Source organism: Pseudomonas sp. Z4-7 (assembly GCF_051131965.1).
Taxonomy (GTDB): Bacteria; Pseudomonadota; Gammaproteobacteria; order Pseudomonadales; family Pseudomonadaceae; genus Aquipseudomonas.
The window spans coordinates 5115921-5142224 of sequence record NZ_CP071642.1 but is presented as its reverse complement, the minus strand read 5'-3'; the positions used below and the strand labels follow the sequence as shown (position 1 = coordinate 5142224).

The 26304-nt window shown below is 59.2% G+C and carries 17 protein-coding genes, 2 tRNA genes, 3 rRNA genes and 1 pseudogene; 15 read left to right on the top strand and 8 right to left on the bottom strand.

All coding sequences use genetic code 11. The features are described 5' to 3' along the window. Nucleotides 1–35: 35 nt before the first annotated feature. The 10 genes from msrP to J3P91_RS23020 all read left to right on the top strand — a co-directional run bounded on the left by msrP (nucleotide 36) and on the right by J3P91_RS23020 (nucleotide 11127). On the top strand, nucleotides 36–1049 hold the full coding sequence (msrP, locus tag J3P91_RS23065; protein ID WP_434601845.1) for a protein-methionine-sulfoxide reductase catalytic subunit MsrP: 1014 nt from the start codon (nucleotides 36–38) through the stop codon (nucleotides 1047–1049). Beyond that, complete coding sequence (gene msrQ, locus J3P91_RS23060; protein WP_434601844.1) at nucleotides 1049–1669, top strand: protein-methionine-sulfoxide reductase heme-binding subunit MsrQ; 621 nt, start codon at nucleotides 1049–1051, stop codon at nucleotides 1667–1669. The genes msrP and msrQ overlap by 1 nt, the downstream gene beginning before the upstream one ends. A 552-nt stretch (nucleotides 1670–2221) precedes the next feature. Further along, a 16S ribosomal RNA gene (locus J3P91_RS23055) occupies nucleotides 2222–3760 on the top strand. Between the two features lie 65 nt (nucleotides 3761–3825). After that, a tRNA-Ile gene (locus J3P91_RS23050) sits at nucleotides 3826–3902 on the top strand. A 27-nt stretch (nucleotides 3903–3929) separates the two neighbouring features. Further along, nucleotides 3930–4005 (top strand) — tRNA-Ala (locus tag J3P91_RS23045). 251 nt (nucleotides 4006–4256) lie between these two features. Beyond that, nucleotides 4257–7148 (top strand): 23S ribosomal RNA (locus tag J3P91_RS23040). Between the two features lie 149 nt (nucleotides 7149–7297). After that, nucleotides 7298–7413: ribosomal RNA gene (gene rrf / locus J3P91_RS23035) — 5S ribosomal RNA — on the top strand. Together the 16S, 23S and 5S rRNA genes with 2 tRNA genes alongside form the textbook arrangement of a ribosomal RNA operon. Nucleotides 7414–7561: 148 nt before the next feature. Further along, complete coding sequence (locus J3P91_RS23030) at nucleotides 7562–8221, top strand: paraquat-inducible protein A (RefSeq protein ID WP_434571812.1); 660 nt, start codon at nucleotides 7562–7564, stop codon at nucleotides 8219–8221. Next, nucleotides 8208–8831, top strand: coding sequence for a paraquat-inducible protein A (locus J3P91_RS23025; RefSeq protein ID WP_434601843.1), 624 nt, complete (start codon nucleotides 8208–8210; stop codon nucleotides 8829–8831). The genes J3P91_RS23030 and J3P91_RS23025 overlap by 14 nt, the downstream gene beginning before the upstream one ends. Beyond that, on the top strand, nucleotides 8824–11127 hold the full coding sequence (locus J3P91_RS23020) for an MlaD family protein (protein WP_434601842.1): 2304 nt from the start codon (nucleotides 8824–8826) through the stop codon (nucleotides 11125–11127). The genes J3P91_RS23025 and J3P91_RS23020 overlap by 8 nt, the downstream gene beginning before the upstream one ends. Nucleotides 11128–11322: 195 nt before the next feature. Here the strand turns inward: J3P91_RS23020 and mksF are convergent, their stop codons facing one another. Genes mksF through mksB form a run of 3 tightly spaced genes read right to left on the bottom strand, consistent with a single transcriptional unit; the run spans nucleotide 11323 to nucleotide 16128 of the window. Further along, nucleotides 11323–14163, bottom strand: coding sequence for an Mks condensin complex protein MksF (mksF, locus tag J3P91_RS23015; protein ID WP_434571817.1), 2841 nt, complete (start codon nucleotides 14161–14163; stop codon nucleotides 11323–11325). Next, complete coding sequence (gene mksE / locus J3P91_RS23010) at nucleotides 14160–14861, bottom strand: Mks condensin complex protein MksE (protein ID WP_434558641.1); 702 nt, start codon at nucleotides 14859–14861, stop codon at nucleotides 14160–14162. Before mksE ends, mksF begins: the two co-directional genes overlap by 4 nt. Continuing rightward, the gene (gene mksB / locus J3P91_RS23005) at nucleotides 14851–16128 is read right to left on the bottom strand and encodes an Mks condensin complex protein MksB (RefSeq protein ID WP_434571818.1); all 1278 of its coding nucleotides are present in this window, start codon (nucleotides 16126–16128) and stop codon (nucleotides 14851–14853) included. Before mksB ends, mksE begins: the two co-directional genes overlap by 11 nt. Nucleotides 16129–16309: 181 nt before the next feature. Between mksB and J3P91_RS23000 the strand changes: the two genes are divergently transcribed. Further along, complete coding sequence (locus tag J3P91_RS23000) at nucleotides 16310–17095, top strand: energy transducer TonB (RefSeq protein ID WP_434571820.1); 786 nt, start codon at nucleotides 16310–16312, stop codon at nucleotides 17093–17095. Next, a complete protein-coding gene (gene rimI / locus J3P91_RS22995) occupies nucleotides 17088–17540 on the top strand; it encodes a ribosomal protein S18-alanine N-acetyltransferase (RefSeq protein ID WP_003205585.1) in 453 nt (150 codons plus the stop codon). Before J3P91_RS23000 ends, rimI begins: the two co-directional genes overlap by 8 nt. A 257-nt stretch (nucleotides 17541–17797) precedes the next feature. Here the strand turns inward: rimI and J3P91_RS22990 are convergent, their stop codons facing one another. Further along, nucleotides 17798–18202 carry a serine kinase/phosphatase gene (locus tag J3P91_RS22990; RefSeq protein ID WP_434601841.1) on the bottom strand — a complete coding sequence of 135 codons (405 nt, stop codon included), beginning with the start codon at nucleotides 18200–18202 and terminating at the stop codon, nucleotides 17798–17800. Nucleotides 18203–18335: 133 nt separating this feature from the next. Here J3P91_RS22990 and can point away from each other — a divergent pair, with 133 nt between their 5' ends. Continuing rightward, nucleotides 18336–18980 carry a carbonate dehydratase gene (can, locus tag J3P91_RS22985; RefSeq protein WP_305498811.1) on the top strand — a complete coding sequence of 215 codons (645 nt, stop codon included), beginning with the start codon at nucleotides 18336–18338 and terminating at the stop codon, nucleotides 18978–18980. Nucleotides 18981–19072: 92 nt separating this feature from the next. On the opposite strand, the gene J3P91_RS22980 is transcribed toward can, so the two are convergent. Both J3P91_RS22980 and J3P91_RS22975 read right to left on the bottom strand, forming a co-directional pair. Continuing rightward, entirely contained in the window at nucleotides 19073–20233 is a 1161-nt protein-coding gene (locus tag J3P91_RS22980) for a hypothetical protein (RefSeq protein ID WP_434601840.1), read from the bottom strand. A gap of 111 nt (nucleotides 20234–20344) precedes the next feature. Next, the gene (locus J3P91_RS22975) at nucleotides 20345–21763 is read right to left on the bottom strand and encodes a short-chain fatty acid transporter (protein WP_434601839.1); all 1419 of its coding nucleotides are present in this window, start codon (nucleotides 21761–21763) and stop codon (nucleotides 20345–20347) included. A 173-nt stretch (nucleotides 21764–21936) separates the two neighbouring features. On the opposite strand from J3P91_RS22975, the pseudogene J3P91_RS22970 reads away from it, so the two are divergent. Continuing rightward, nucleotides 21937–22710 (top strand): annotated as a pseudogene (locus J3P91_RS22970) (PAS domain-containing protein); the annotation flags it as partial. 156 nt (nucleotides 22711–22866) lie between these two features. Beyond that, the gene (locus J3P91_RS22965; RefSeq protein WP_434605209.1) at nucleotides 22867–23298 is read left to right on the top strand and encodes a methyl-accepting chemotaxis protein; all 432 of its coding nucleotides are present in this window, start codon (nucleotides 22867–22869) and stop codon (nucleotides 23296–23298) included. Between the two features lie 160 nt (nucleotides 23299–23458). Here J3P91_RS22965 and ggt read toward each other — a convergent pair whose 3' ends face one another. Together ggt and J3P91_RS22955 are read right to left on the bottom strand one after the other, a co-directional pair. Further along, nucleotides 23459–25315 (bottom strand): gamma-glutamyltransferase, encoded by a 1857-nt coding sequence (ggt, locus tag J3P91_RS22960; protein ID WP_434601838.1) that lies wholly within the window; start codon nucleotides 25313–25315, stop codon nucleotides 23459–23461. A 111-nt stretch (nucleotides 25316–25426) separates the two neighbouring features. After that, complete coding sequence (locus J3P91_RS22955; RefSeq protein ID WP_434571828.1) at nucleotides 25427–26227, bottom strand: response regulator transcription factor; 801 nt, start codon at nucleotides 26225–26227, stop codon at nucleotides 25427–25429. Between the last annotated feature and the right edge of the window lie 77 nt (nucleotides 26228–26304).

Below are 26304 nucleotides of genomic sequence, written 5' to 3'. Positions count from 1 at the left end.
TTGGTGCATCTGCCCTCCAACACTGCGGAGTCGTCATGCTGATCAAGATCCCCAAATCGTCCGACAGTCGTGAATCGGACGTCACGCCTGAATCCTTCTATCTATCCCGTCGCAAGTTGCTAGGGGCATCCGTGGCTGGCCTCGCCGTGGGTAGCTTGCCGCGATGGGCCGGCGCCGCGGATGTAGCGCGTTATCCCAATGTCGAGCCAGGCAAGGCGCCGGCCTGGTTGGCTGAGAAGGTTGCAGCTACCCAATGGGGCGCGGTGACGGCTGGAAATGAGTCGATCACCCCATTCAAGGACGCCACCCACTACAACAACTTCTATGAGTTCGGAACCGATAAGGGTGATCCAGCGGCCAATGCAGGGTCGTTGAAAACCGAGCCCTGGAGCGTAGTCGTGGAGGGTGAGGTGGGTAAGCCGGGCCGCTATGGTCTGGAAGACTTCATGAAGCCTTATCAGCTGGAGGAGCGGATTTATCGATTGCGCTGTGTCGAGGCCTGGTCGATGGTCATTCCGTGGATCGGCTTTCCCATCTCCGCACTACTCAAGCAGGTCGAGCCGACCTCCAAGGCCAAGTACATTCGTTTCGAGACGCTGCAGGATCCCAAGGCCATGCCGGGCCAGCGTTCAGGCTTTGCCCTGATTGACTGGCCGTATGTAGAAGGTTTGCGGTTGGATGAGGCGATGAACCCGCTGGCAATCCTCGCGGTTGGGATGTACGGGCGGGAGTTGCCGAACCAGAACGGTGCGCCGTTGCGGTTGGTGGTGCCATGGAAGTATGGCTTCAAGAGCGTGAAATCCATCGTGCGGATCAGTCTGGTCAGCGAGCAGCCCAAGACAACCTGGCAAAGCATTGCGGCTGATGAGTACGGCTTTTATGCCAACGTCAATCCCACCGTTGACCATCCGCGCTGGACCCAGGCGCGGGAGCGTCGTTTGCCGAGCGGGCTGCTCAGCCCCAACGTTCGCGATACGTTGATGTTCAACGGCTATCAGGATGAAGTGGCTTCTTTATATGCAGGAATGGACCTGAGGAAGGATTATTGATGCGTTTTCTGGCGTGGCGGATCGGCGTATTCATCGCGGCGGCGATCTGGCCAATGCTTTGGCTTTATGAGGCATTGGCGAATTTCCTGGGGCCGGACCCGGGCAAGGTGCTGGTGGATCGGTTGGGGTTGGGGACGCTGATCCTGTTGCTGGTTACCTTGTGCATGACGCCGCTGCAGAAACTGACGGGGTGGGCGGGGTGGATAGCCGTCCGGCGTCAGTTGGGTTTGTGGTGCTTTACTTATGTCGTACTGCATTTGAGCGGGTATCTGGCGTTCATCCTGGGGTTCGATTGGTCACAGCTGGGTGTGGAGCTGGGCAAGCGGCCTTACATCATCGTCGGAGCGCTCGGTTTTCTTGGCTTGCTGGCGCTGGCAGTGACGTCCAACCGCTACAGCCAGCGGCGACTGGGCGGGCGCTGGAAGAAACTGCATCGCCTGGCCTATCCGATATTGGGGCTTGGGTTGCTGCATATGTTGTGGATCGTGCGGGCCGATCTGAAGGAGTGGGCGATATATGCCTTTATAGGTGCGGTACTGTTGGTGCTCAGGGTGCCTGCGGTGATGCGGCGTATCCCGCGTCTGATGGGGCGAAAGGAGTCTTCTGCAACAAAAACGTAATTAATGGTTGACGGCAAATTCTGGATGTCTATAATTCGCCCCACTTCCGGCGCAGTCGAAACGGAAAACTCCTTGAGTTTCAATGAGTTAAGTAGGTTTCGAAAGTGTGCGGCTTCAGATCATCGAAGCACGGAAGGAGTGGGCAGGCCGGTTTGATGGGCGCTGCCGACGGTTCGATCCTCTCGGTCGAAAGCGGTAAAAAAGAGGTGTTGACAGCAGCGACTAACGCTGTAGAATTCGCCTCCCGCTAACGAGAGATCGGAAGCGCAAGTGGTTGAAGTTGTTAAGGATTTCCAAGCGAAACTTTGAAAGCTTCTTAAAATAACCGCTTGACAGATACACGGGGCGCTGTAGAATGCGCGCCTCGGTTGAGACGAAAGGCTCAACCCACCGCTCTTTAACAACTGAATCAAGCAATTCGTGTGGGTGCTTGTGGAGTCAGACTGCTAGTCAACAGATTATCAGCATCACAAGTTACTCCGCGAGAAATCAAAGATGTAACCAACGATTGCTGAGCCAAGTTTAGGGTTTTCTCAAAACCCAAAGATGTTTGAACTGAAGAGTTTGATCATGGCTCAGATTGAACGCTGGCGGCAGGCCTAACACATGCAAGTCGAGCGGCAGCACGGGTACTTGTACCTGGTGGCGAGCGGCGGACGGGTGAGTAATGCCTAGGAATCTGCCTGGTAGTGGGGGATAACGCTCGGAAACGGACGCTAATACCGCATACGTCCTACGGGAGAAAGCAGGGGACCTTCGGGCCTTGCGCTATCAGATGAGCCTAGGTCGGATTAGCTAGTTGGTGAGGTAATGGCTCACCAAGGCGACGATCCGTAACTGGTCTGAGAGGATGATCAGTCACACTGGAACTGAGACACGGTCCAGACTCCTACGGGAGGCAGCAGTGGGGAATATTGGACAATGGGCGAAAGCCTGATCCAGCCATGCCGCGTGTGTGAAGAAGGTCTTCGGATTGTAAAGCACTTTAAGTTGGGAGGAAGGGCAGTTACCTAATACGTAATTGTTTTGACGTTACCGACAGAATAAGCACCGGCTAACTCTGTGCCAGCAGCCGCGGTAATACAGAGGGTGCAAGCGTTAATCGGAATTACTGGGCGTAAAGCGCGCGTAGGTGGTTCGTTAAGTTGGATGTGAAATCCCCGGGCTCAACCTGGGAACTGCATTCAAAACTGTCGAGCTAGAGTATGGTAGAGGGTGGTGGAATTTCCTGTGTAGCGGTGAAATGCGTAGATATAGGAAGGAACACCAGTGGCGAAGGCGACCACCTGGACTGATACTGACACTGAGGTGCGAAAGCGTGGGGAGCAAACAGGATTAGATACCCTGGTAGTCCACGCCGTAAACGATGTCAACTAGCCGTTGGGAGCCTTGAGCTCTTAGTGGCGCAGCTAACGCATTAAGTTGACCGCCTGGGGAGTACGGCCGCAAGGTTAAAACTCAAATGAATTGACGGGGGCCCGCACAAGCGGTGGAGCATGTGGTTTAATTCGAAGCAACGCGAAGAACCTTACCAGGCCTTGACATCCAATGAACTTTCCAGAGATGGATTGGTGCCTTCGGGAACATTGAGACAGGTGCTGCATGGCTGTCGTCAGCTCGTGTCGTGAGATGTTGGGTTAAGTCCCGTAACGAGCGCAACCCTTGTCCTTAGTTACCAGCACGTTATGGTGGGCACTCTAAGGAGACTGCCGGTGACAAACCGGAGGAAGGTGGGGATGACGTCAAGTCATCATGGCCCTTACGGCCTGGGCTACACACGTGCTACAATGGTCGGTACAGAGGGTTGCCAAGCCGCGAGGTGGAGCTAATCCCACAAAACCGATCGTAGTCCGGATCGCAGTCTGCAACTCGACTGCGTGAAGTCGGAATCGCTAGTAATCGCGAATCAGAATGTCGCGGTGAATACGTTCCCGGGCCTTGTACACACCGCCCGTCACACCATGGGAGTGGGTTGCACCAGAAGTAGCTAGTCTAACCTTCGGGAGGACGGTTACCACGGTGTGATTCATGACTGGGGTGAAGTCGTAACAAGGTAGCCGTAGGGGAACCTGCGGCTGGATCACCTCCTTAATCGACGACCGCAGCGGCTTCATGAGCTCCCACACGAATTGCTTGATTCATTGAAGAAGACGATTGGGTCTGTAGCTCAGTTGGTTAGAGCGCACCCCTGATAAGGGTGAGGTCGGCAGTTCGAATCTGCCCAGACCCACCAATTTCATGGTGTCCCCTGTAGCGATACGGGGCCATAGCTCAGCTGGGAGAGCGCCTGCCTTGCACGCAGGAGGTCAGCGGTTCGATCCCGCTTGGCTCCACCATTACAGATTGGCACCAACGTTTAAAGCTTAGAAATGAGCATTCCACCGTACGGTGCCTGAATGTTGATTTCTAGTCTTTTGATTAGATCGTTCTTTAAAAATTTGGGTATGTGATAGAAAGATAGACTGGACGTTACTTTCACTGGTAACGGCTCAGGCTAAGGTAAAATTTGTGAGTTCTCTTAGTTGAGAAATTCGAATTTTCGGCGAATGTCGTCTTCACAGTATAACCAGATTGCTTGGGGTTATATGGTCAAGTGAAGAAGCGCATACGGTGGATGCCTTGGCAGTCAGAGGCGATGAAAGACGTGGTAGCCTGCGAAAAGCTTCGGGGAGTCGGCAAACAGACTTTGATCCGGAGATGTCTGAATGGGGGAACCCAGCCATCATAAGATGGTTATCTTGTACTGAATACATAGGTGCAAGAGGCGAACCAGGGGAACTGAAACATCTAAGTACCCTGAGGAAAAGAAATCAACCGAGATTCCCTTAGTAGTGGCGAGCGAACGGGGACTAGCCCTTAAGCTTCTTTGATTTTAGCGGAACGCTCTGGAAAGTGCGGCCATAGTGGGTGATAGCCCTGTACGCGAAAGGATCTTAGAAGTGAAATCGAGTAGGACGGAGCACGAGAAACTTTGTCTGAATATGGGGGGACCATCCTCCAAGGCTAAATACTACTGACTGACCGATAGTGAACTAGTACCGTGAGGGAAAGGCGAAAAGAACCCCGGAGAGGGGAGTGAAATAGATCCTGAAACCGTATGCGTACAAGCAGTGGGAGCCCACTTTGTTGGGTGACTGCGTACCTTTTGTATAATGGGTCAGCGACTTATTTTCAGTGGCGAGCTTAACCGAATAGGGGAGGCGTAGCGAAAGCGAGTCTTAATAGGGCGTCTAGTCGCTGGGAATAGACCCGAAACCGGGCGATCTATCCATGGGCAGGTTGAAGGTTAGGTAACACTGACTGGAGGACCGAACCGACTACCGTTGAAAAGTTAGCGGATGACCTGTGGATCGGAGTGAAAGGCTAATCAAGCTCGGAGATAGCTGGTTCTCCTCGAAAGCTATTTAGGTAGCGCCTCATGTATCACTGTAGGGGGTAGAGCACTGTTTCGGCTAGGGGGTCATCCCGACTTACCAAACCGATGCAAACTCCGAATACCTACAAGTGCCGAGCATGGGAGACACACGGCGGGTGCTAACGTCCGTCGTGAAAAGGGAAACAACCCAGACCGTCAGCTAAGGTCCCAAAGTTATGGTTAAGTGGGAAACGATGTGGGAAGGCTTAGACAGCTAGGAGGTTGGCTTAGAAGCAGCCACCCTTTAAAGAAAGCGTAATAGCTCACTAGTCGAGTCGGCCTGCGCGGAAGATGTAACGGGGCTCAAACCATACACCGAAGCTACGGGTATCACGTAAGTGATGCGGTAGAGGAGCGTTCTGTAAGCCTGTGAAGGTGAGTTGAGAAGCTTGCTGGAGGTATCAGAAGTGCGAATGCTGACATGAGTAACGACAATGGGTGTGAAAAACACCCACGCCGAAAGACCAAGGTTTCCTGCGCAACGTTAATCGACGCAGGGTTAGTCGGTCCCTAAGGCGAGGCTGAAAAGCGTAGTCGATGGAAAACAGGTTAATATTCCTGTACTTCTGGTTATTGCGATGGAGGGACGGAGAAGGCTAGGCCAGCTTGGCGTTGGTTGTCCAAGTTTAAGGTGGTAGGCTGGAATCTTAGGTAAATCCGGGATTCTAAGGCCGAGAGCTGATGACGAGTTACCCTTTGGGTGACGAAGTGGTTGATGCCATGCTTCCAAGAAAAGCTTCTAAGCTTCAGGTAACCAGGAACCGTACCCCAAACCGACACAGGTGGTTGGGTAGAGAATACCAAGGCGCTTGAGAGAACTCGGGTGAAGGAACTAGGCAAAATGGCACCGTAACTTCGGGAGAAGGTGCGCCGGTGAGGGTGAAGCACTTGCTGCGTAAGCCCACGCCGGTCGAAGATACCAGGCCGCTGCGACTGTTTATTAAAAACACAGCACTCTGCAAACACGAAAGTGGACGTATAGGGTGTGACGCCTGCCCGGTGCCGGAAGGTTAATTGATGGGGTTAGCTAACGCGAAGCTCTTGATCGAAGCCCCGGTAAACGGCGGCCGTAACTATAACGGTCCTAAGGTAGCGAAATTCCTTGTCGGGTAAGTTCCGACCTGCACGAATGGCGTAACGATGGCGGCGCTGTCTCCACCCGAGACTCAGTGAAATTGAAATCGCTGTGAAGATGCAGTGTATCCGCGGCTAGACGGAAAGACCCCGTGAACCTTTACTATAGCTTTGCACTGGACTTTGAATTTGCTTGTGTAGGATAGGTGGGAGGCTTTGAAGCGTGGACGCCAGTCTGCGTGGAGCCATCCTTGAAATACCACCCTGGCAACTTTGAGGTTCTAACTCAGGTCCGTTATCCGGATCGAGGACAGTGTATGGTGGGTAGTTTGACTGGGGCGGTCTCCTCCTAAAGAGTAACGGAGGAGTACGAAGGTGCGCTCAGACCGGTCGGAAATCGGTCGTAGAGTATAAAGGCAAAAGCGCGCTTGACTGCGAGACAGACACGTCGAGCAGGTACGAAAGTAGGTCTTAGTGATCCGGTGGTTCTGTATGGAAGGGCCATCGCTCAACGGATAAAAGGTACTCCGGGGATAACAGGCTGATACCGCCCAAGAGTTCATATCGACGGCGGTGTTTGGCACCTCGATGTCGGCTCATCACATCCTGGGGCTGAAGCCGGTCCCAAGGGTATGGCTGTTCGCCATTTAAAGTGGTACGCGAGCTGGGTTTAGAACGTCGTGAGACAGTTCGGTCCCTATCTGCCGTGGACGTTTGAGATTTGAGAGGGGCTGCTCCTAGTACGAGAGGACCGGAGTGGACGAACCTCTGGTGTTCCGGTTGTCACGCCAGTGGCATTGCCGGGTAGCTATGTTCGGAAAAGATAACCGCTGAAAGCATCTAAGCGGGAAACTTGCCTCAAGATGAGATCTCACTGGGACCTTGAGTCCCCTGAAGGGCCGTCGAAGACTACGACGTTGATAGGCAGGGTGTGTAAGCGCTGTGAGGCGTTGAGCTAACCTGTACTAATTGCCCGTGAGGCTTGACCATATAACACCCAAGCAATCTGTAGACTCGAAAGAGGCCAGATTGCGGTGTGTGAAGACGCAATGAACCGAAAGTTCGAGTCAAAACCCACAAACTATCGCATACCCATTCGCTGGAACGTGACCGCAAGGCACGCGCTGGCTACCGAATTTCTTGACGACCATAGAGCATTGGAACCACCTGATCCCATCCCGAACTCAGAAGTGAAACGATGCATCGCCGATGGTAGTGTGGGGTTTCCCCATGTGAGAGTAGGTCATCGTCAAGATTAAATTCCAAAACCCCTATCTGCTGACGCAGGTAGGGGTTTTGTTTTTATCTGTAATAAAACCGGCCGAAGCTCGTGGTAAATTTGCGCAGTTATTTTCGAGCTGGAGCACTAGAATAGCCCCACCTTAGTTGAGCCAGAGCGCTATATGCCCGATCCGTCAGACATCGATAGGTTGTCAGATCTACCCTTGGACGGTCTGGTGGCGTGTCATGAATGCGACTTGTTGATGCGCAAGCCACAGCTGGCCCACGGCGAAAAAGCCGAATGCCCCCGCTGTGGATACGAACTTTATGCACACCGACATAACGTGGTCGAACGTAGCCTCGCCCTGGTAGTTGCCGCTTTGCTGTTGTTTGTGCCGGCGAACTTTTTACCCATCATGCAACTCAATCTGCTCGGACAGTCGTCCCAGGACACTGTCTGGAGTGGCGTGGTCGGGCTGTTTAATACCGGTATGCACGGTGTATCGGTGGTGGTGTTCCTGTGCAGCATGGGGATTCCGCTGCTCAAGTTGCTCTGTCAGCTGATTGTGCTGCTGACCATTCGCTGGAACGTCGGGCGAAGTTACGGCTTGTTGTTGTACCGCACTTACCATCACTTAAGGGATTGGGGGATGCTCGAGGTCTATTTCATGGGCGTGCTGGTTGCCATCGTCAAACTTGCCGACATGGCGGCTATTACCGTGGGCCTGGGCCTGGTGTGTTTTGTCAGTTTGTTGCTGGTTCAGGTCTGGCTGGAAGTGGTGATGTCACCGCATCAGATCTGGCAGGCGCTGTCAGGAGAGGATTCTCATGCGGGCGATTGATGCGGGCATTCTGATCTGCGTCGAATGTCACGAGTTGAATCGACTGGATGCAGGCGCTGACAAACAGACCTGCTCCCGTTGTGGCGCACGCATCCATCCCCGTCGTCCGAACAGCCTCATGCGGACCTGGGCATTATTGATCACGGCCGCGATTCTCTATATTCCGGCCAATATGCTGCCGATCATGACCATCAATTCGCTGGGCCAGGGATCGCCCAGCACCATAATGGCCGGCGTCATCGAGCTGGTTCAGCACGGCATGATCCCCATTGCCGCGGTGGTGTTTGTTGCCAGTATCGTCGTGCCCACTTTCAAGCTGGTGGGGCTCGCCTTGTTGTTGTTTTCGGTGCAACGGCACCAGCCAATGTCCGCGCGTCAGCGCATCCTCATGTATCGCTTCATTGAGTTCATCGGCCGCTGGTCGATGCTGGACATTTTCGTAATCGCAATCCTGGTGGCGGTGGTCAATTTCGGGCGGCTTGCCAGTGTTGAAGCCGGTCTCGGCGCCATCGCCTTTGCCAGCGTAGTGATTTTGACAATGATTGCCGCAGTTACCTTCGATCCCCGACTGATTTGGGATAACACGGAGTCGGATGACGACCATGACTGATTTGCCTACTGCTAAAACCCGACCGGCTTCGAACTGGTCGGCCATCTGGGTCTTGCCGTTGATTGCCTTGATCATCGGCGGTTGGCTCGGCTGGCGGGCTTATAACGAGACCGGTATCGAGATCAGCGTACGTTTTGAAAGCGGTGAGGGCATCCAGGTCAACAAGACCGAGATCGTCTACAAAGGCATGACGGTGGGCAAGGTAAAGGACCTTACGCTTGATGACGAGGGCAGCTCGAAAGGCGTTATCGCGACCGTCGAAATGAACAAGGACGTCGAGCAATACCTCAAGACCGGCACACGTTTCTGGCTGGTCAAGCCGAGTGTGAGCCTGGCCGGGATCACCGGCCTGGAGACGCTGGTATCAGGCAACTACGTGGCCATAAGCCCGGGAGAAGGCGAATCGACACGCAAGTTCAAGGCCTTGGCCGAAGAGCCGCCGCTATCGGACGCCAAACCAGGTTTGCACCTGACGATCAAGGCTGAGCGCCTGGGTTCGCTGGACCGTGGCAGCCCGGTTTTCTACAAACAGATTCAAGTTGGCCAGGTGAAAAGTTATTCCCTGTCGGAAGATCAGCGCACAGTCGAGGTCAAGGTCTTCATCGAGCCGACCTACGCCAGCCTGGTTCGCAAACACACACGATTCTGGAACGCCAGTGGCATCAGCATCGATGCCAACCTTTCGGGCGTCAAAGTACGCAGTGAATCACTGGCCAGTATCGTAGCCGGCGGTATCGCGTTCGCCACGCCGGAAAACCGCAAGGACAGCCCGCCCACGGACCCAAGCCTGCCGTTTCGTCTGTACGAGGACTTCGATGCGGCCGCCGCCGGGATCCGGGTAAAGGTCAAGCTCAGCGATTTCGAAGGGTTACAGGCGGGGCGCACGCCGGTCATGTACAAAGGTATCCAGGTTGGTAGCCTGAAGACGTTGAAGGTCGACCCCGACTTGTCCAGCGCCAGCGCCGAGCTGACCCTTGATCCTTTGGCCGAGGACTACTTGGTGACCGGCACTCAGTTCTGGGTCGTCAAGCCATCGATTTCCCTCGCGGGTATCACCGGCCTGGAAGCGCTGGTCAAGGGTAACTATATTGCCGTGCGCCCGGGCGACAAGGGCGCGGCGCCGCAGCGCGAATTCGAAGCCAGGGCGAAGGCTCCGCCATTGGACTTGCGTTCCCCTGGCCTGCACCTGGTGCTGCTGACTGAGAATCTGGGATCGCTGGAAGTCGGCAGTCCGATTCTCTACAAGCAGGTCAAGGTCGGCTCGGTGCAGAGCTACCAATTCTCCCGCAAGAAAAAACAATTAATCATCGGTGTGCACATCGAGAAGGAATACGAAGGGCTGGTGAACGGTTCGACGCGATTCTGGAACGCCAGCGGCGTCACCCTCACGGGCGGTCTGACTGGCGGGATACAGGTCAAGAGCGAGTCGCTGCAGAGCCTGATGGCCGGCGGGATCGCCTTCGAGACGCCGGAGCCGAATGTACCGTTGAAAAGACGCATCCCTCGGTTCCGCCTGCATGAAGACCGCGAAGCGGCACAGCAGAACGGCACGGTCGTGACGATCAAGGTCGATCGCGCCGACGGCTTGCGCAGCGGTACGCCGATCCGTTTCAAGGGGCTGGATGTGGGCAAGATCGAGAACGTCGATCTCAGCGCCGACATGCAGTCAGTGCTGGTCACCGCGCGTATCACCGAAGTGCCGGAGCGTATCGCCCGCGCCGGGACTCAGTTCTGGGTGGTCAAGCCAGAGCTGGGGTTGATGAAGACGTCGAACCTGGAAACCCTGGTGACCGGTCAATACATTGAAGTGCAGCCCGCTGTGAAAAGCCAGGGTCCACAGAAAAGCTTTGTTGCGTTGGCCGAACCACCGGAAAGCGCGGTTCCGGAGGCTGGTTTGAGCCTGGTATTGAGTGCGGCGCGCCGTGGTTCGTTGAAGATTGGCGTGCCGGTGACCTATCGCGAGGTGACGGTGGGCAAAGTCACGGGATATGAATTGGGCCAGACGGCGGACCGAGTGCTGGTCCATATCCTGATCGAGCCCAAGTATGCGCCGTTGGTGCGCAGTGGCACTCGCTTCTGGAACAGCAGCGGTTTTGGCCTGGACTTCGGCCTGTTCAAAGGCGCGACGGTGCGGACCGAGTCGTTGGAGACGCTGATTCAGGGCGGTATCGCTTTTGCGACACCGGACGGCGAGCGGATGGGCAACCCGGCGCGACCGCAGCAGACGTTCCCGCTGTTCGACAAGTTTGAAGATGAGTGGCTGACCTGGGCGCCGAAGATCACGCTCGGCAAGTGAGCTTATAGGATGTGACACCTGTCGCGAGGGAGCTTGCTCCCGCTGGGCCGGTCCGACGCCTCGGGCGTAGCGGCCCCAAAGCCTGCGACCGCTGCGCAGTCGAGCGGGAGCAAGCTCCCTCGCCACGGGGTATGCGATAACAAAAAAGGCCGCGATCCAATGGATCGCGGCCTTTTTCATACCCGGCTATTCACCTCAGACCGGATCCAGCTCCGGCTCATCGGCCTGGACGTTCACCGTGGCTTTCACCGCATCGTGGCGACGGATGTACTTCCAGTCCGCCTCGTCGATGTAGATGCCGTTCGGGCCGCTGCCGCCTTCCAGGTCGATGGCGACACTGGCGCAGACCTGCGGCTTCACACTGGCGAGGATCGGCACGAAGCCCAGTTGCAAGCTGGTTTCCAGCAGCGCTGCCTGGTTCTTTTCGTCGATGTCCGCCGCTTCGTCCAGGTAGTACGGCAGGCGCACGCGGCCAGCCTGTTCGCGGTCCATCAGGTGCAGCAACAAGTACATGTTGGTCAGCGCCTTGATGGTCATGGTGGTGCCGTTGGACGCCGCGCCGTCGATATCGGTGTGGATCACCGGCTGGCCGTTGACCTTGGTGATCTCGAACGCCAGTTCGAACAAGTCCTTGAGGCCGAGCTGGTTGTGGTTTGCCGCCACCAGCCGCGCCAGATATTCCTTGGCTTCTTCGTTCTTGTTGTCCTGCTCGGCGCTCTGGCTCAGGTCGAACACCGACAGCGTCTCGCCTTCTTCGTACTGGCCGGCGCTGTGGATGATCTGATCGATATGCTTGAGCGCTTCCTTGTTCGGCGCCAGGACGATGCGGAAGCTTTGCAGGTTGGACACCTGGCGCTTGTTGATCTCGCGGTTGAACAACGCCAACTGGTGTTCGAGGCTGTCGTAGTCGCTGCGGATGTTGCGTAAGGTCCGGGCGATGTCGGTGACGGCCGCACGGCGCGCCTTGCCCAGGGTCAGGGCTTCGTCGGTGCGGTGGGCATAGGCGTTGATCAGCAGTTGCAGACGGCGCTCCATGTCGTCTTCGCTGTCGAACTTGGCCACGCCCTTGAGGCGCACCTGGGCGTACAGCGCTTCGATCTGGCCATCGACCCGTAACAGGCCCTGCCAACTGTCCTGATAATCGTTGAGCAGCGGCAACAGGTTGTCCATGGAGTCGTCGACCGGGTCCATGAACGGCGTGCCGAATGGCAGGTCCGCCGGCAGCAACTGACGACGGCGCAGGGCATCGTCGAGGGTGCGTTGCTTGGCTTCCATGTCGGCGATCTGCCGGCCCACCAGTTGCAACTTGGCGGACAATTGCTGGACGCGCTCGGTGAAGGCATCGCTGGAGCGCTTGAGTTCGTCCTGGGCGGCTTCCATCTGCGCCAGTTGCTCGAGTTTCTCGCTTTCCTCGGCACTCAAGGTCTGGGTGCGACGGAAATCCTCCAGGGCTTTCTGTGCATCCAGCACCTGCTGGTACAGCGCTTCGGTCTGGGTCTTGCTCGCGGCACGGTCGGCGGCCACGGCTTGTTGGGTCTTGAGCTGCTTGAGCTCTTTTTCCAGACGCTCTTTCTGATCGCGCAGCGCGGCGCGGTCGGCAAGCGCTTGCAGGGCCGGCGGTTCGATGTGGGACAGGTCGATGGACAGGCCCGGCACTTCGAAGCGCTCGCCCTTGAAGCCGTCGAGAATCAGCTCCATGGATTTGACCCACTCGCCATTCTCGTCCAGCGCGATCCCGTGTTCGCCCAGCGGCAGGCTGAACAAAGCGCTGTTGAACAGGCGCATCAGGCGCTCGACGTCCTGCTGGGAGAACTCTTCGCGCAGGCGGGCGTAGCTGTTGTTGTCGGCGTGATCGAGTTGCTGCTTGACCGACTTGAGGCGTTTTTCCAGATCCCGCAGGCGCTCTTCCAGGTCTTCGGCGCTGAACTGCCGGGACTGAGCCAGAGCGCCGGCCAGTTCGTCGTGGGCGTCCTTGGCGGCGAGCAGTTGCTGCTCCAGGACCTTGACGTCGTCTACCAGGGCAAAGCGATGCTTGAGCACCGACAGTTCGCCGAGCCAGCGCTGGATGCCGCTGATTTCACGCTCCAGGCGCATCAGCTCCTGGGTGCCGCCGCGCTGGTCGTTCTGCAGCGAATCCTGCTCGTTGCGGTAGTGCTCGGCCTGGATGGTCAGCTCCTCCTTGCGCGCACTGGCATAGTCCGACCAGGTGCCCAGCAGCGAGTCGAGCAATGGCGACAGGCGATGCAGTTTGCCGCGCAGGATATCGCGCTGCTTCACGCCGTTGGCCAAGGCTTCCACCAACGGGCCCGCCGCCACCAGGGAGTTGTAGTCCTGTTCCATGCGTCGCACGTCGCGGAAGGCTTCTTCGCACGCGGCTATGTAGTCCACGCTGCCGGAGCGCAGGCTGTGCTCGAAGGCATCGAGGAACAGTTGCTTGAGCTTGGCGGCGGTGATTTCGCGCATGTGCAGCAGGTTGATGAACAACGCGCGGAAGGTCTTGAGGCTTTGCTCGCTGGTGGAGCGCAGCGGGATCAGCGTCAGGTCCAGGGGAATCGAGGTGTGTCCGCCGACCAGCAGACGACGCAGTTCATCCGGCTTGAGTTCGTAGGCCTTCAGGCCTTCGCGCTCCAGGTTGGTGAACAGCTCTTTCTGGCGCAGGCAAGTGTCATCTTTCTGATAGTGGGCCAAGTCCAGTTTGCCAGCGTAGGCAAAGAACTGATGGCCGAAACCGCCGCCAGGGCCGCGACCGACCACGCCAATTACGTGCGGGCCGTGGGGCAGGGCAACTTCCACGAGGATGTAGCTGGTGTCCGAGGCGAAGTAGAAACGCCGGGATTGCTCCAGGCTGTACTTGCCGAAGCTCATGTCCGACATGCGCGCCAGGATCGGGAACTGCAAAGCGTTGATCGAGGCGGATTTACCGAGGTTGTTCGCGCCGTAAACTGATAACGGTTCTTCCAGCGGGAACAGGCCGAGGCTATAGCCGGCGGTGTTCAAAAGGGCAAAGCGGCGGATGCCGTAGCGTTCCTTGCTCATGCGTCGGTCTCCTGTTCTTCGGCAATGGCACGGGCCAGTGCGTCTTCTTCACTTTCACCGTCGAATTCACTGAGGTCCAGCGGGTCATCGGTCTGCAGCAGTTTTTCGTCGCTGTCTTCGTCGATCAGTACCGGCGCCGGCAACGGCAGCACGCTGTGCAGGCTGGCGGCCAGGTCGCGGTCCTGCTGGACCGACAGGCAGACGTCGAGAAAACGATGCATCGGCGGCAGGAAGCGATACACGCCGTTTTCTTCGCTGGCAAAACCCAGCTGGGTCATGCGGCGCATGATTTTTTCTTCCAGCTCTTCCTGGGTCTGTACTTCGGCCTGGATGAACAGGTCGCGGTATTTTTCCAGCAGCGACGGCAACTCATCGCGGCCGAGGCTGCCACCGTCGAGCACGGCGATTGGGTCGCGACCCTGATCGGCCAGGTGTTCGACGAGGATGAAGGTGAACAGGGCCAGGCGCTGGGCGGTCTTGTTCACCGCGGCGGCGGCCAAGTCGGGTACGAAGTAATAAAAGCCGCGGGTGTCGCACACCAGTTCGAAGCCCAAGGCCTTGAACAGCGTGCGGTACTGGTCCTGGAAGTTCGACAGTTGCGCGTACAGCTCCGGGTCGCGGCGGCTGACGTGGTAACCCTTGAACAGCTCGCGAAAGATCGGTGCCAGCTGGGACAGTTCGGATAGATCAAGATGCATGGGGGATGCTCGCAGAATCCTCGGCGGCGCTGCCGGCCGAGAGCAGGGCGAAGGAGCGCAGGCTGACCTGATGCTCATGGGTGTGGTAATCGCGGCGCTCCAGACGCTCGCGCTTGAAACGTTTTTCCCGCGACAGGCGCGAGAACCAGTACAGCAATTCGTCGGTGGCACCGTCCGGTTCTTGCTCCAGCAGCCAGCTCATCAGGTCCGGCATCGGCAGGGCGTCTTCGCAACGCTCGACCATCTCGCGCACGGTGCGCGGAGCCCGTGGTGCCTCGCCGCCCTTGTGGGTCTTGTGGGACTTGGGGAAGCGCGCCGGTTTCGGTTCGAAGCGGGCCAGGGCATAGACATAGGCTTCGACCTGGCTGGCGCTGCCCAGGAAGGTGCTTTGCGGTCGGGTGAACAGCGGCATGGCGGCTTGCGGCACGGCATCGATGCCCTTGCGGCGAATGGCCGCCAGGGCCAGCGCCGCGCCACGGGTCACGGCGTTGTGGCGGCGAGCCTCTTCACGCAGCGGCAGGAGCAGTTCCCGGGCGTGGCGCAGGGTCAGTTGGGCGCTGGTCTGCATTTCGAGGATGCGTGCATGGGTGCGCAGCAGCATGTCGTCGTCGACGAGGTGGCCGAGGCGCTGTTGTTCGGTGAGCATGCGCAACAGCACGTTCTCGACCTTGCGCACGCCTTGCTCGAACGCGCCGTCGGCGTTCACCAACTGGATCATCGGCTCGACGTATTCGTCCCAGGTCGCCAGTACTTCGGCGTAGCGCTGGCGCAGCGGAATCTGTCGATCGCTGGTCTTGGCCCGTTCGGCCACGGCCACCAGTGCCTGCTCATCGTTGGCGAGCTTCTTCAGGACGTCGCGCACGCGCATGTCCAGCAAGCGCAACTGGCGGGCCAGGTCGTTGCCGTCGCGCACCTCGAAAGCGTCCTGGATGTAACCGGCCAGGCGCTCGAGGTGGCGCAGGTAGGCTTCGATTTCCAGGCACAGGCCCAGGCGATGTTCGCGGCGCAGGTAGGCGAGGAAGTCGTGGATCTGGGCGTTGAGCTCGAAACGGTTGGGGCTTTTCGCCACCGGCACGAGGATGTCCAGGCGGATCCACACGTCCAGCAGGTTGGTAATGTCCTGAGGCGTGCTGTCCAGTTGTTGGGCGGCCAGTTGTGAACGCAGTTCGTTGAGGCTCAGGGTGCCCTGGTCGAAGTGCTCGCACAAAGGTTCCAGCAATGCCCAGTGTTCAGCAAGGGCGCGCAAGACGCGCTTGGGTTCGATCATCGCAATGGCCGTCGGGTTGGCAATTAAAAGCGGCGATTGTACTGCATCGCGCCGGTTGCTATTCACCCCCGAGACGGACTGTCGTCGGGTATCGCTCAACTATCGGCTCAACAGGGAAGCGATCCGCGCCGAAGGGCGGTAGAATCCTCCCCACTTTCAGTTTTCCACAAGTGGCCGACCCTTGCTTATCGAGTCCCGCCGCCGCGCCTATCTGACCGCCATGCAGGTGGTCAACTGGCTGCCGCGTACCGAATTGCCATTTGCCGCCCCGTCGCGGCCCGAGCTGCTGGAAGCGCCTGAGCCGATGGAGGTCGCGCCGCCCCAGGCCGCGCCCGTCGCCAAGACCGCTGCCGAACCGTTGGCGCCCGCTGTCGAACGGCCGAAAGTCGAAGTCCCGCGTCCGAGCCTGGCCTCGACCCGGACCAACGCCAAACCGGTGGAAGAGGTCGACGAAGCGCCGGCCCCGGTGAAGGTTGCACAGGTGCCGCCGCCACGTTTCGCCCTGCAACTGCTGCGAGCCGGGCGTTGCCTGCTGCTGGTGGAGTTACCCACCGGCGAACCCTTCCAGAGCCGCGATCCAGCCTACTTGCTGCTCAAGGACATGCTGCGTGCCGCCGGCCTGCCGGACAGCCCGCAAATCATCGGCGAGCCGGTGCGCTGGCCGTTGTTATCGCGCGGCACGATGGACCAGGGGCCGGAGGCGGCGCGGGATTTTGTCCAGGGATTTGTTTCGGCGCGTCTGGAAGATGAACCGTGCGTGTGTCTGTGGCTGATCGGCCTGCCGGCAGTGAGGTTCGCCGGCGAGGCGGATGCCGAAGCGTTCAACCGTGAATTGCAGGTCGAAGGCCTGGGCTCGGCCTGGGCGTTGCCTGGACTGGAATCGTTAATGGAAACGCCACGGCACAAGGCTGACGTCTGGCAAGCCATGCGCCGGCTGATGGCGCGCTGGAAAGAATCGAATGAGTGACGCTGTATCGTTCCGCCCGATGACCGAGGCGGACCTCGACGCTGTACTGAAGATCGAATACGCGGCCTACAGCCATCCCTGGACCCGCGGGATATTTCTCGACGGGCTGGGCAAATACCAGATATGGCTGATGTTCGAAGGCCAGCAGCAAGTCGGCCATGGCGTGGTGCAGATCATCCTCGATGAGGCGCACCTGCTAAATATCACCGTCAAGCCGGAAAACCAGGGGCGCGGCCTGGGTTTGCGGCTCTTGGAACACTTGATGTCGATTGCCTACAAGGCGGAGGCACGCGAATGCTTCCTGGAAGTGCGCGACAGCAATCGCACGGCGTTCCGGTTGTATGAGCGTTATGGTTTCAACGAGATTGGCCGGCGGCGGGATTACTACCCGGCGGTGGGCGGGCGTGAGGATGCGGTGGTCATGGCCTGTACCTTGGTGGACTGAACTGCCACGACCCATGTGGGAGCGAGCTTGCTCGCGAAGACGGCGGTACATTCCACATATATGCAAACTGATCCGCCGCCATCGCGAGCAAGCTCGCTCCCACAGGGGACTGGCGGCGTACATCAAATCCTGGCCAGACACAGAACCCATGTGGGAGCGAGCCTGCTCGCGAAGACGGCGGTACATTCAGCATTGATGCTAGCTGAATCACCGCTTTCGCGAGCAGGCTCGCTCCCACAAGGGACTGGCGAGGTTGTTCAGCGCTTGCCATTCAACGGGTCGATATCGGCCATTTCCGCTTCGTCCAGGCCGTCGCCGCCGCCGATATCATTTTCATCCACGACGCTCAGGTCCCAATCGGCCTGTTCACCTTCACCGGCCTCCAGGGCGTCCCTGGCGCCATCATCACGGATCAGGGTCTCGGGGCTCAGATCATCGTCGGTCGGCTGGCGGTCATCCATCGAGGCCCCCGTCATGCCTGCTTCGCGCACACGTTCGTCCGGTATCAGTTGCTCGCGCTCGTTTTCAGGCAGCTCGTCGCCGATCCTGGCCTCGTATTCATCGTCATCGAATTCCAGCTCACGCATCGAGCCCATGCGGTCTTCGTTGTCGTCGATGGGTTCCGGTTGCACCGCATCGTAGGGACGTCGTGAATCATTCATGGCAATTCCTCATACTGTGGGCCTTACTATGAGTCGACCGGCTGCGGTGCCAGGAATTCCAACGCGCTGCCGACGTGACCTCGACCGGCGGTCGTCTGTCACAGTTGCGCACTCTCTATCGAGGCTGGACAGCATGAATGAATTACAAGATCTGATTGATAACAACGCGCGCTGGGCCGATGCGATCAAGCAGGAGGATCCTGACTTCTTCGCCAAGCTGGCTCGTCAGCAAACCCCCGAATACCTGTGGATCGGCTGCTCCGACGCGCGAGTGCCGGCCAACGAAATCGTCGGCATGTTGCCAGGTGATCTGTTTGTGCACCGTAACGTGGCCAACGTGGTGTTGCACACCGACCTGAACTGCCTTTCGGTGATCCAGTACGCCGTGGACGTGCTCAAGGTCAAGCACATCCTGGTCACCGGCCATTACGGCTGCGGCGGCGTGCGTGCCTCGATGCAGGACCGCCAGCTCGGCCTGATCGACGGCTGGCTGCGCTCGATTCGCGACTTGTACTACGAGCACCGCGAAGCGTTGGCCAAATTGCCGACCGAAGAGGAACGGGTGGACCGCCTGTGTGAACTCAACGTGATCCAGCAGGTGGCGAACGTCGGTCACACCAGCATCGTCCAGAATGCCTGGCACCGCGGGCAGAAACTGTCCATTCATGGTTGCATCTACGGGATCAAGGACGGGCGCTGGAAAAGCCTGGACACCACGATCAGCGGTTTCGAGCAGTTGCCACCGCAGTATCGCTTGCGTCCTGTAGACGCGCCCTGAGCGTAGACGTCAGTGATCAGCATCGTCGCTGATTGACGGCAGCGGCGCTTTCCCGCGTCAGCCAAGGCTCACGCGGGAAGGCTCCGTCAGGTTCAGACTGATTCAGCTGGCAGCGGCATAGGCACCTTCAATTGCTGAAGTTGCGACTTGATCGCCGGCGCCGCGCATTTTGTCGCCGCTTCGGCCGGCGTCATTTTGCGAATCGAGGTATAGAACAACTCGCAGGTCTTCTCTTTCTGGGTAACCTGCCAGGTCTGCGTGCATTGGTTCAGTTGCTGGGTCGGATCGGTATCGGGCTTGCTGCCCATCCCGGCTTGCCAGCATGCGGCGCTCAGGTCCTGTCCCATGACTTTCAAGCCGGCAGCATCTGCCTTGGCCTGGTCACCGTCATAGCTTTCAGGGTCGGCGGCGTACCAGATATAGCTGGGGTGATTGGAGCCGAGTACCGGAACCTTGACGCCTTCTGTCGGTGTGATGGTCGCCAGGCCGAGCACATTCACGGTCGGGCCGTATTGGGTCTTGATCCAGTTCCGAACCGGAGCGCCGAAGGCCACCATCGGCAGTGCATTGCCGCTTGCGTTCTGGCTGACCTGCTTGACCATGGTGGTCTGGTAGTCGTTGAAATAATCGTAGACGCCTTCCAGCGCCTGGCCGGCGTTGGACGGGGCGGCGATCGGCGCGATGTCGATGATCGTCTGGTAGGCCGGCGTCTGGTCGGCGGCGATGCCATTGGCGGTCAGCAGCGTGGCCCAGCGGTCGGTAGTGGCCGATTCGAGGTAATCCTGGGCCTGGGTCAGCGAGTAATCCGGCGGGAAGTGCAGCAACTCGACGCTCTTGCGGTTTTCCAGGGCCATGCCCAAGGGCAGGAACAGGTACCAGTTGTAGGCCCACTTTTTGTCATTGTTGAGTTTCGTCGCGCCGTTGTACGCCAGGTCTCCGGCGTTGAGCAGCGCGGCCAGCGGTTGGCCGTAGCTTTTCGGGACTCCGCTGATGTTCGCGTAGACGATGTCGTTATCGCGCTTGACGCTGACCTTGGCCGCGCCGTAGCCGTCGCGCTGAACGCTTTGGGTCAGGTAATGCTCGACGGTCTGCTCCAGCGTCCAGTTGCGAAAACAGATGACGTTGCAGTTGTTGGGGTAGGCGAAGAGACGGGTGACACGTTCGGTACTGCCCAGTTGTACATCGATGTCGGCGGCATGGGCGGCGGCACTGAAGGCCAGGGCGGCGAGAGAGAATACGGCGAGTTTGGACATGCTCAGATCCTTTTCAGCGTGTGAGCCCTTTGAACAGGGTGTATCCATACTGAAACAGACGAAGCCGAAGAAGAAGTGGGCCGATGTAAATATCGGCCCTTTTTTATGGCTTTATGGCATCACCGGCGGTAAATAGGTCAACGTAGTCCCCAACGCCCAGAGCAGTACCAGCACCAGAGGGGTGTGTACCAGCAGTTGCACAAAGGAAAAACCGATCAGATCCCTGGCCTTCAGCCCCAGGACGCCCAGCAGCGGCAGCATGTAGAACGGATTGATCAGGTTCGGCAGCGCCTCGGCGGCGTTATAGATCTGCACGGCCCAGCCCAGGTGATAGTTCAGGTCATTGGCCACCTGCATGACGTAGGGGGCTTCGATGATCCACTTGCCCCCGCCCGAGGGAATGAAGAAGCCCAGCACCGCCGAATAGACGCCCATCAACAAGGCGTAGGTATCATGCGACGCGATCTGTACGAAAAAGGTCGAGATATGGTGGGCCAGCGTCTGCGCGTCGCTGCCCTTGACCGTGGTCAGCAGCGCGGCGATCGAACCGTACAGCGGAAACTGGATCAACACCCCGGTGGTGGTCGGCACCGCGCGGGCCACGGCGTCGAGAAAGCTGCGCGGGCGCCAGTGCAGCAATGCGCCGAGCATGATGAACAGGAAGTTGTAGGTGTTCAGCCCGGAAATGGCACTGATCGCAGGCTTGGTGGAAAACTCATGGAACAGCCAGCCGGCAGCCAGCAGCACCAGGGCGATGGTCAACAGCGGGCTGTGTTCCAGCCATTCTCCTGGACGGGTGCGAGGCTGCAACGCCGGCATGCTGAAACTCGGATCGATCCCGCAGGCGGCGGCATCACGGGCGCTGTTGGGCCCTGGAGCGGTGGCGTAGGCGACGATCAGCGAAATCACGATCAGCGCCAGCAACATCACCCCGGACTGCCAGAGGAAAATGGTCTGGGTGAACGGAATGACGCCCGTGATGGACAGGATCGATGGCGGCAGGCTGGCCGGGTTGGCCTGCAGTTGCGCGGCCGACGAAGACAATCCCAGCGCCCACACCGCGCCCAGGCCCAGATAGGCGGCGGCACCGGCGGCGCGATAATCCATTTTCAAGTCGCTGCGCCGGGCGAGTGCCCGCACCAGCAGGCCGCCGAACACCAGCGACAGGCCCCAGTTGAGCAGCGACGCGACCATGGAAATCAAGGCCACCCAGGCCACCGCGCTGCGGCCGTTTTTTGGAATCCGTGCCAGGCGATCGATCAGCTTGACGGCGGGCGGCGAACTGGCGACCACGTAACCGCCAATCACCACGAAGGCCATTTGCATCGTGAACGGAATCAGGCTCCAGAAGCCATCGCCAAACGCCATCGCCGCTGCCGTGGGCGTAGCGCCGATGAACTGCGTGGCGATTGCGACCACCAGCACCGCCAGCGCGGCGAAGACCCAGGAGTCGGGAAACCAGCGCTCGGCGAAACTGGAGCAGCGCAATGCGAAGCGGGCGGAGCGGCTGTCTTCAATGTCAGTGGTCACGGCAATCACCTCGGTTTTTATGGTTATGGGTATCTGGTGCGACGAAGCATCAGCGGTCGGACGCCAACGGTGGAACATTCCAATGACCGTGGAAGCCGGACCGGCGTTCGAGCGCCACTGGATTATTTTTCAGGCCGACCAGCGGCACTCTTCAGAAACAAATCGCCAAGCCGATGGCATGGGAACACAACAGATTCTCTGCCTGCCGGAGCATGCCCATGTTCAACACCCGCCTCAAGCAGGAGCTGCTGGCTCTTCGCCAAGAACTCTCGAGCATCATGCAAGTCAAGGAAAGCCTGGATCGAGAGATGTTGGCGCTGACCCTGGACGCCGAGGGGCGGGTGCAATCGGTCAATCAGAACTTTCTCGATGAGATGCACTACAAGAGCCAGGACTTGATTGGCCGCGCTGTCGAGGACCTGGTGCCGGCCTACCTGAGGTCCAACGAATTCCAGATTCGTTTCAAGACCGCGCTGACCCGCGGTGAGCACTTCTCCGGTGCCGTTCGCCTGGTACGAGGCAACGGCGACGAGGCCTGGCTACGCTCGATCCTCCAGCCGGTACGGGATGCCAATGGGCGAATCCGCTATTTCTCGATGTACTCCAGTGACCTGACCCGTACCATCGAAAATTCCCGCGAGCATGAAAACCTGATCGGCGCCCTGGTCCGTTCGACAGCGGTGATCGAGTTCGACCTGGGCGGCCACGTCCTGACAGCGAACGGTCGTTTTCTCAATGCCATGGGCTACAACCTTGCGCAGATCAAGGGCAAGCACCACCGCACGTTTTGCGAACCCGAGGAGTACAACAGCGCGGCCTACCAGACCTTCTGGAAACGCCTGAACAACGGGGAGTTTGTCGCCGGCCGCTTCAAGCGCCTCGACAGCAATGGCCGTGAGGTATGGCTGGAGGCTTCCTACAATCCGGTACTCGACGCCAACGAGCGCCTTTACAAAGTGGTCAAGTTCGCGACCAATATCACCGATCAGGTCAATCAGGAAAAAGCCGTCGCCGAAGCCGCCAGCATCGCCTACAGCACGTCATTGCAGACCGATAACAGCGCCCAGCGCGGAACCACCGTCGTGACCCAGGCGGTGGACGTGATGCGTGACCTGGCCCGACACATGCAAACCGCCGGTCAAGGTATCGAGGCCCTGAACGAGCAATCCCTGGTCATCGGGACCATCGTCAAGACCATCAGCGGCATCGCCGAACAGACCAACCTGCTGGCGCTCAACGCGGCCATCGAGGCTGCTCGGGCCGGTGAGCAGGGACGCGGTTTCGCAGTGGTCGCCGATGAGGTCCGGCAGTTGGCTTCGCGAACCAGCCAGGCGACCGACGAGATCATTGGCGTGGTCCGCCAGAACCAGGACATGGCCCGCAATGCCGTGGCGCTGATGACCGACGGCCAGCATCAGGCTGAACAGGGCCTGGCCCTGGCAGCCGAGGCGGGAACGGTCATCGTCGAGATCCAGGACGGGGCGAAAAAGGTGGTGGATGCGGTGAGCCAGTTCGCCAATCAGCTGTCGACTTGAGAACTTGCTGAGTGAGCCGCCTTCGCGAGCAGGCTCGCTCCCACAGTTGACCGGGGTTGTCACAGGTATCACGCAGATCCATTGTGGGAGCGAGCCTGCTCGCGAAGGCGTCATCCCATCCACCATCAAACCAAGCGGGCCTTACCTGATTTCCGCGCGCTCAATCCCCCAGCGCCTCTCCCTCACGCCGCGGATCCGCCCCGCCAGCCAGTGAAGCCTTGCCTTGCGCATTGCGCACCCGAACGATCGCCTGGGTGCCGCTGGTCATGTCGATCTCGCTCACCGTGTGGCCCTGGTCTTTCAGCGCCTGGATCAGCGTCGGGCTGAACTGGCCCTGCTCCAGTTCGGTGACGCCGTTGCGGCTGCCGAAGTTGGGCAGGTTGATGGCGGCTTGCGGGTCCAGGTTCCAGTCCAGCAGGCCGATCACCGACTTGGCGACGTATTCGATGATCTGCGATCCGCCCGGCGAACCAATCGCGGCTAGGAATTCGCCACTCTGGCGATCGAAGATCAGCGTCGGCGCCATGGACGACCGAGGGCGTTTGCCGGGCTCGACGCGGTTGGCGACTTTCTGTCCGTTCTCTTCGGGTATGAACGAGAAATCGGTCATCTGGTTGTTGAGCATGAAGCCCTGCACCATCAAGTGCGAACCGAAGGCCGACTCCACCGTGGTGGTCATCGACACGGCGCCGCCCTGGTCATCCACCGCCACCACTTGCGACGTGGAAATGCGCAGGGGCGAGCGGTCCGGTGCGTAGGCCACTTGGATACCCGGCGGTGTGCCGGGCTTGGCGATACCGATGCTGCGTGGGCCGATCAGGCTCGCGCGACTGGCCAGATAAGCCGGATCGACCAGACCCTTGAGCGGCACCGGGACAAAGTCCGCATCGGCGACATACTGGGCGCGGTCGGCGTAGGCCAGGCGTTCAGCCTCGGAAATCAGGTGCACCGCTTGCGGCGCCGGCTCGATACCCGCGGGCTTGTTTGACGGTAGCGGTTTCAACGGCGCGAGGGCCGAGCGGCTGTCGCGATGTTCCAGGGCCTGTAATGTCCCGAGGATCTGCGCCACGGCGATCCCGCCGGACGACGGTGGCGCCATGCCACAGACTTGCCAGCGCTTGTAGTCGGTGCACAACGGCGCGCGTTCCCGGGCGGCGTAACCCTTGAGGTCGCTCAGCGAAAGGCTGCCGGGATTGCCATGGCCTTGCACTTTGGCGACGATCTCCGCAGCCACCGGCCCCTCATACAACGCGCTGGGACCTTCGTGGGCAATACGCGAAAGTACGCCGGCCAAGGCAGGATTTTTCAGCAGCGTGCCCACCGCTTTCGGGCTGCCATCGGCGTTGAGGAAATAGGCGGCCATCTCGGGCGAGCTGGGCAAGGCTGTATCGGCGGTAATCATCGAGTGCAGCCGGGGGGAAATCCTGAAGCCCTGTTCCGCCAGTTTGATGGCCGGCTCGAACAGCGTCGCCCATTCCAGGCGACCGTGTTTGCGATGAGCCAGTTCCAGCGCGCGCAACACGCCAGGCGTGCCTACCGAACGGCCGCCGATCTGCGCGGCGGCAAACGGCATGGGTTTGCCGTCGGTCTGGATGAAGAGTTTTTCGCTGGCGCCGGCCGGTGCCGTTTCGCGACCGTCGTAGGTGCGCACCGCCTTGCCGTCCCACAGCACAATGAACGCGCCACCGCCGATGCCGGAAGACTGCGGCTCCACCAGCGTCAGCACTGCCTGCATCGCAATCGCCGCGTCGATGGCCGAGCCTCCACGCCGGAGCATTTCCCGCCCGGCCTCGGCCGCCAGAGGATTGGCCGCAGCGGCCATGTGCCGGTCGGCGTGGCGAGTCTGCAGGTCGGTGCGGTAGCCGGAAGCGATTTCCGGAGCGGTGGGTAATGGCGGGGCAGTCGTGGAGGCGGGCGGCGTCTTACAGGCAACGAGTGTCAGGGCGACGGCCAGCAGCGAAACGGCTGACAGGCGATGAAGATTCGGGTTGAGGGCTGAAAGCACGTGTCGCTCCATCCATGGGCCAGGGATATTGAGGCCGACTGTAGCGATGCGGGACGTGGGGCGCAAATCAGCAAGGGCGTGCTTCTTTCAATAAGCGCTTTTCTGCGTCGCTCCATAGACACGTCAGGCATTCTGCGCCTGGAGAAAAATCGAAAATAGCTCGGACTGGGACTTGATCCCCAGTTTGCTGTACATGTGCTTCTTATGGACTTTCACGGTCTCGACAGAAATTTCCAGCTTGCGGGCGACTTCCTTGCTGGAGCAGCCACTGAGCATCAAGCGCCCGACATCCAGCTCCCGCGCCGTCAATTGCGCGCCTTTGAGCTGCTGCACTGACGCTTCCAGCTGCACTCGCCAGTCGACTTGCGACGGTGCTGGCGCGAGGGCCACGACCTCATTGATTTCATAAGGCAGACGCTGGCGCAACAGGCCGAGTACCCAGGGCTGGATCAGTGACAGCAGCGCAATCTGCTCGCCACTGAAGCGCTGCTTGCTGCCCAACGACAGGCACAGCGTGCGGTCGCCTTCGAGCTGGCAATTGAACTGGATTTCATCGGATACCACATTCAGCCGAAAGTAGCGTTGGTAATACTCGGTCAGCTCGAAATGTTCCGGTGCGACTTCCGAGAGGCGATACAGCCCGGTGCGCGACTGCTCCCGACAGGCGATGTAGAACGGATCGAGCAGATACAAACCGCGCAGGTAATCCTGGAACAACTGATCGGGGGTGCCGTCTGCGCCCGGGCACTCGGCGAACACTTGCGGGCGCTGGTCGGCACTGAAAAGCAGCGCCACCCAACTGTCAAAGGGGACGTACTGATCCAGCAGCCGTACCAGCTGCGTCCAGAAATTGGGCTTGTCCAAGGCGTCGATCAGTTGCCCGACCGAGCGGTGCCACGCGATGTCATCCAGCGAAAGTGTCATGCCTCTACCCCTATCGGGTTACCCCAGCGGCGTGATTTCCCGGCCGCGGGCTTGCTGCGCATACTGGCGCACAGACA

Excerpts from the sequence above, each read along its gene's own strand:
- mksB (WP_434571818.1), bottom strand. The coding sequence starts at position 16,128 with ATGATCGAACCCAAGCGCGTCTTGCGCGCCCTTGCTGAACACTGGGCA.
- mksF (WP_434571817.1), bottom strand. The coding sequence starts at position 14,163 with ATGAGCAAGGAACGCTACGGCATCCGCCGCTTTGCCCTTTTGAACACC.
- J3P91_RS23030 (WP_434571812.1), top strand. The coding sequence starts at position 7,562 with ATGCCCGATCCGTCAGACATCGATAGGTTGTCAGATCTACCCTTGGAC.
- J3P91_RS23025 (WP_434601843.1), top strand. The coding sequence starts at position 8,208 with ATGCGGGCGATTGATGCGGGCATTCTGATCTGCGTCGAATGTCACGAG.
- mksE (WP_434558641.1), bottom strand. The coding sequence starts at position 14,861 with ATGCATCTTGATCTATCCGAACTGTCCCAGCTGGCACCGATCTTTCGC.
- J3P91_RS22955 (WP_434571828.1), bottom strand. The coding sequence starts at position 26,227 with ATGACACTTTCGCTGGATGACATCGCGTGGCACCGCTCGGTCGGGCAA.
- ggt (WP_434601838.1), bottom strand. The coding sequence starts at position 25,315 with ATGGAGCGACACGTGCTTTCAGCCCTCAACCCGAATCTTCATCGCCTG.
- msrQ (WP_434601844.1), top strand. The coding sequence starts at position 1,049 with ATGCGTTTTCTGGCGTGGCGGATCGGCGTATTCATCGCGGCGGCGATC.
- J3P91_RS22990 (WP_434601841.1), bottom strand. The coding sequence starts at position 18,202 with ATGAATGATTCACGACGTCCCTACGATGCGGTGCAACCGGAACCCATC.
- rimI (WP_003205585.1), top strand. The coding sequence starts at position 17,088 with ATGAGTGACGCTGTATCGTTCCGCCCGATGACCGAGGCGGACCTCGAC.
- can (WP_305498811.1), top strand. The coding sequence starts at position 18,336 with ATGAATGAATTACAAGATCTGATTGATAACAACGCGCGCTGGGCCGAT.
- J3P91_RS23020 (WP_434601842.1), top strand. The coding sequence starts at position 8,824 with ATGACTGATTTGCCTACTGCTAAAACCCGACCGGCTTCGAACTGGTCG.
- J3P91_RS22965 (WP_434605209.1), top strand. The coding sequence starts at position 22,867 with ATGCGTGACCTGGCCCGACACATGCAAACCGCCGGTCAAGGTATCGAG.
- J3P91_RS22980 (WP_434601840.1), bottom strand. The coding sequence starts at position 20,233 with ATGTCCAAACTCGCCGTATTCTCTCTCGCCGCCCTGGCCTTCAGTGCC.
- msrP (WP_434601845.1), top strand. The coding sequence starts at position 36 with ATGCTGATCAAGATCCCCAAATCGTCCGACAGTCGTGAATCGGACGTC.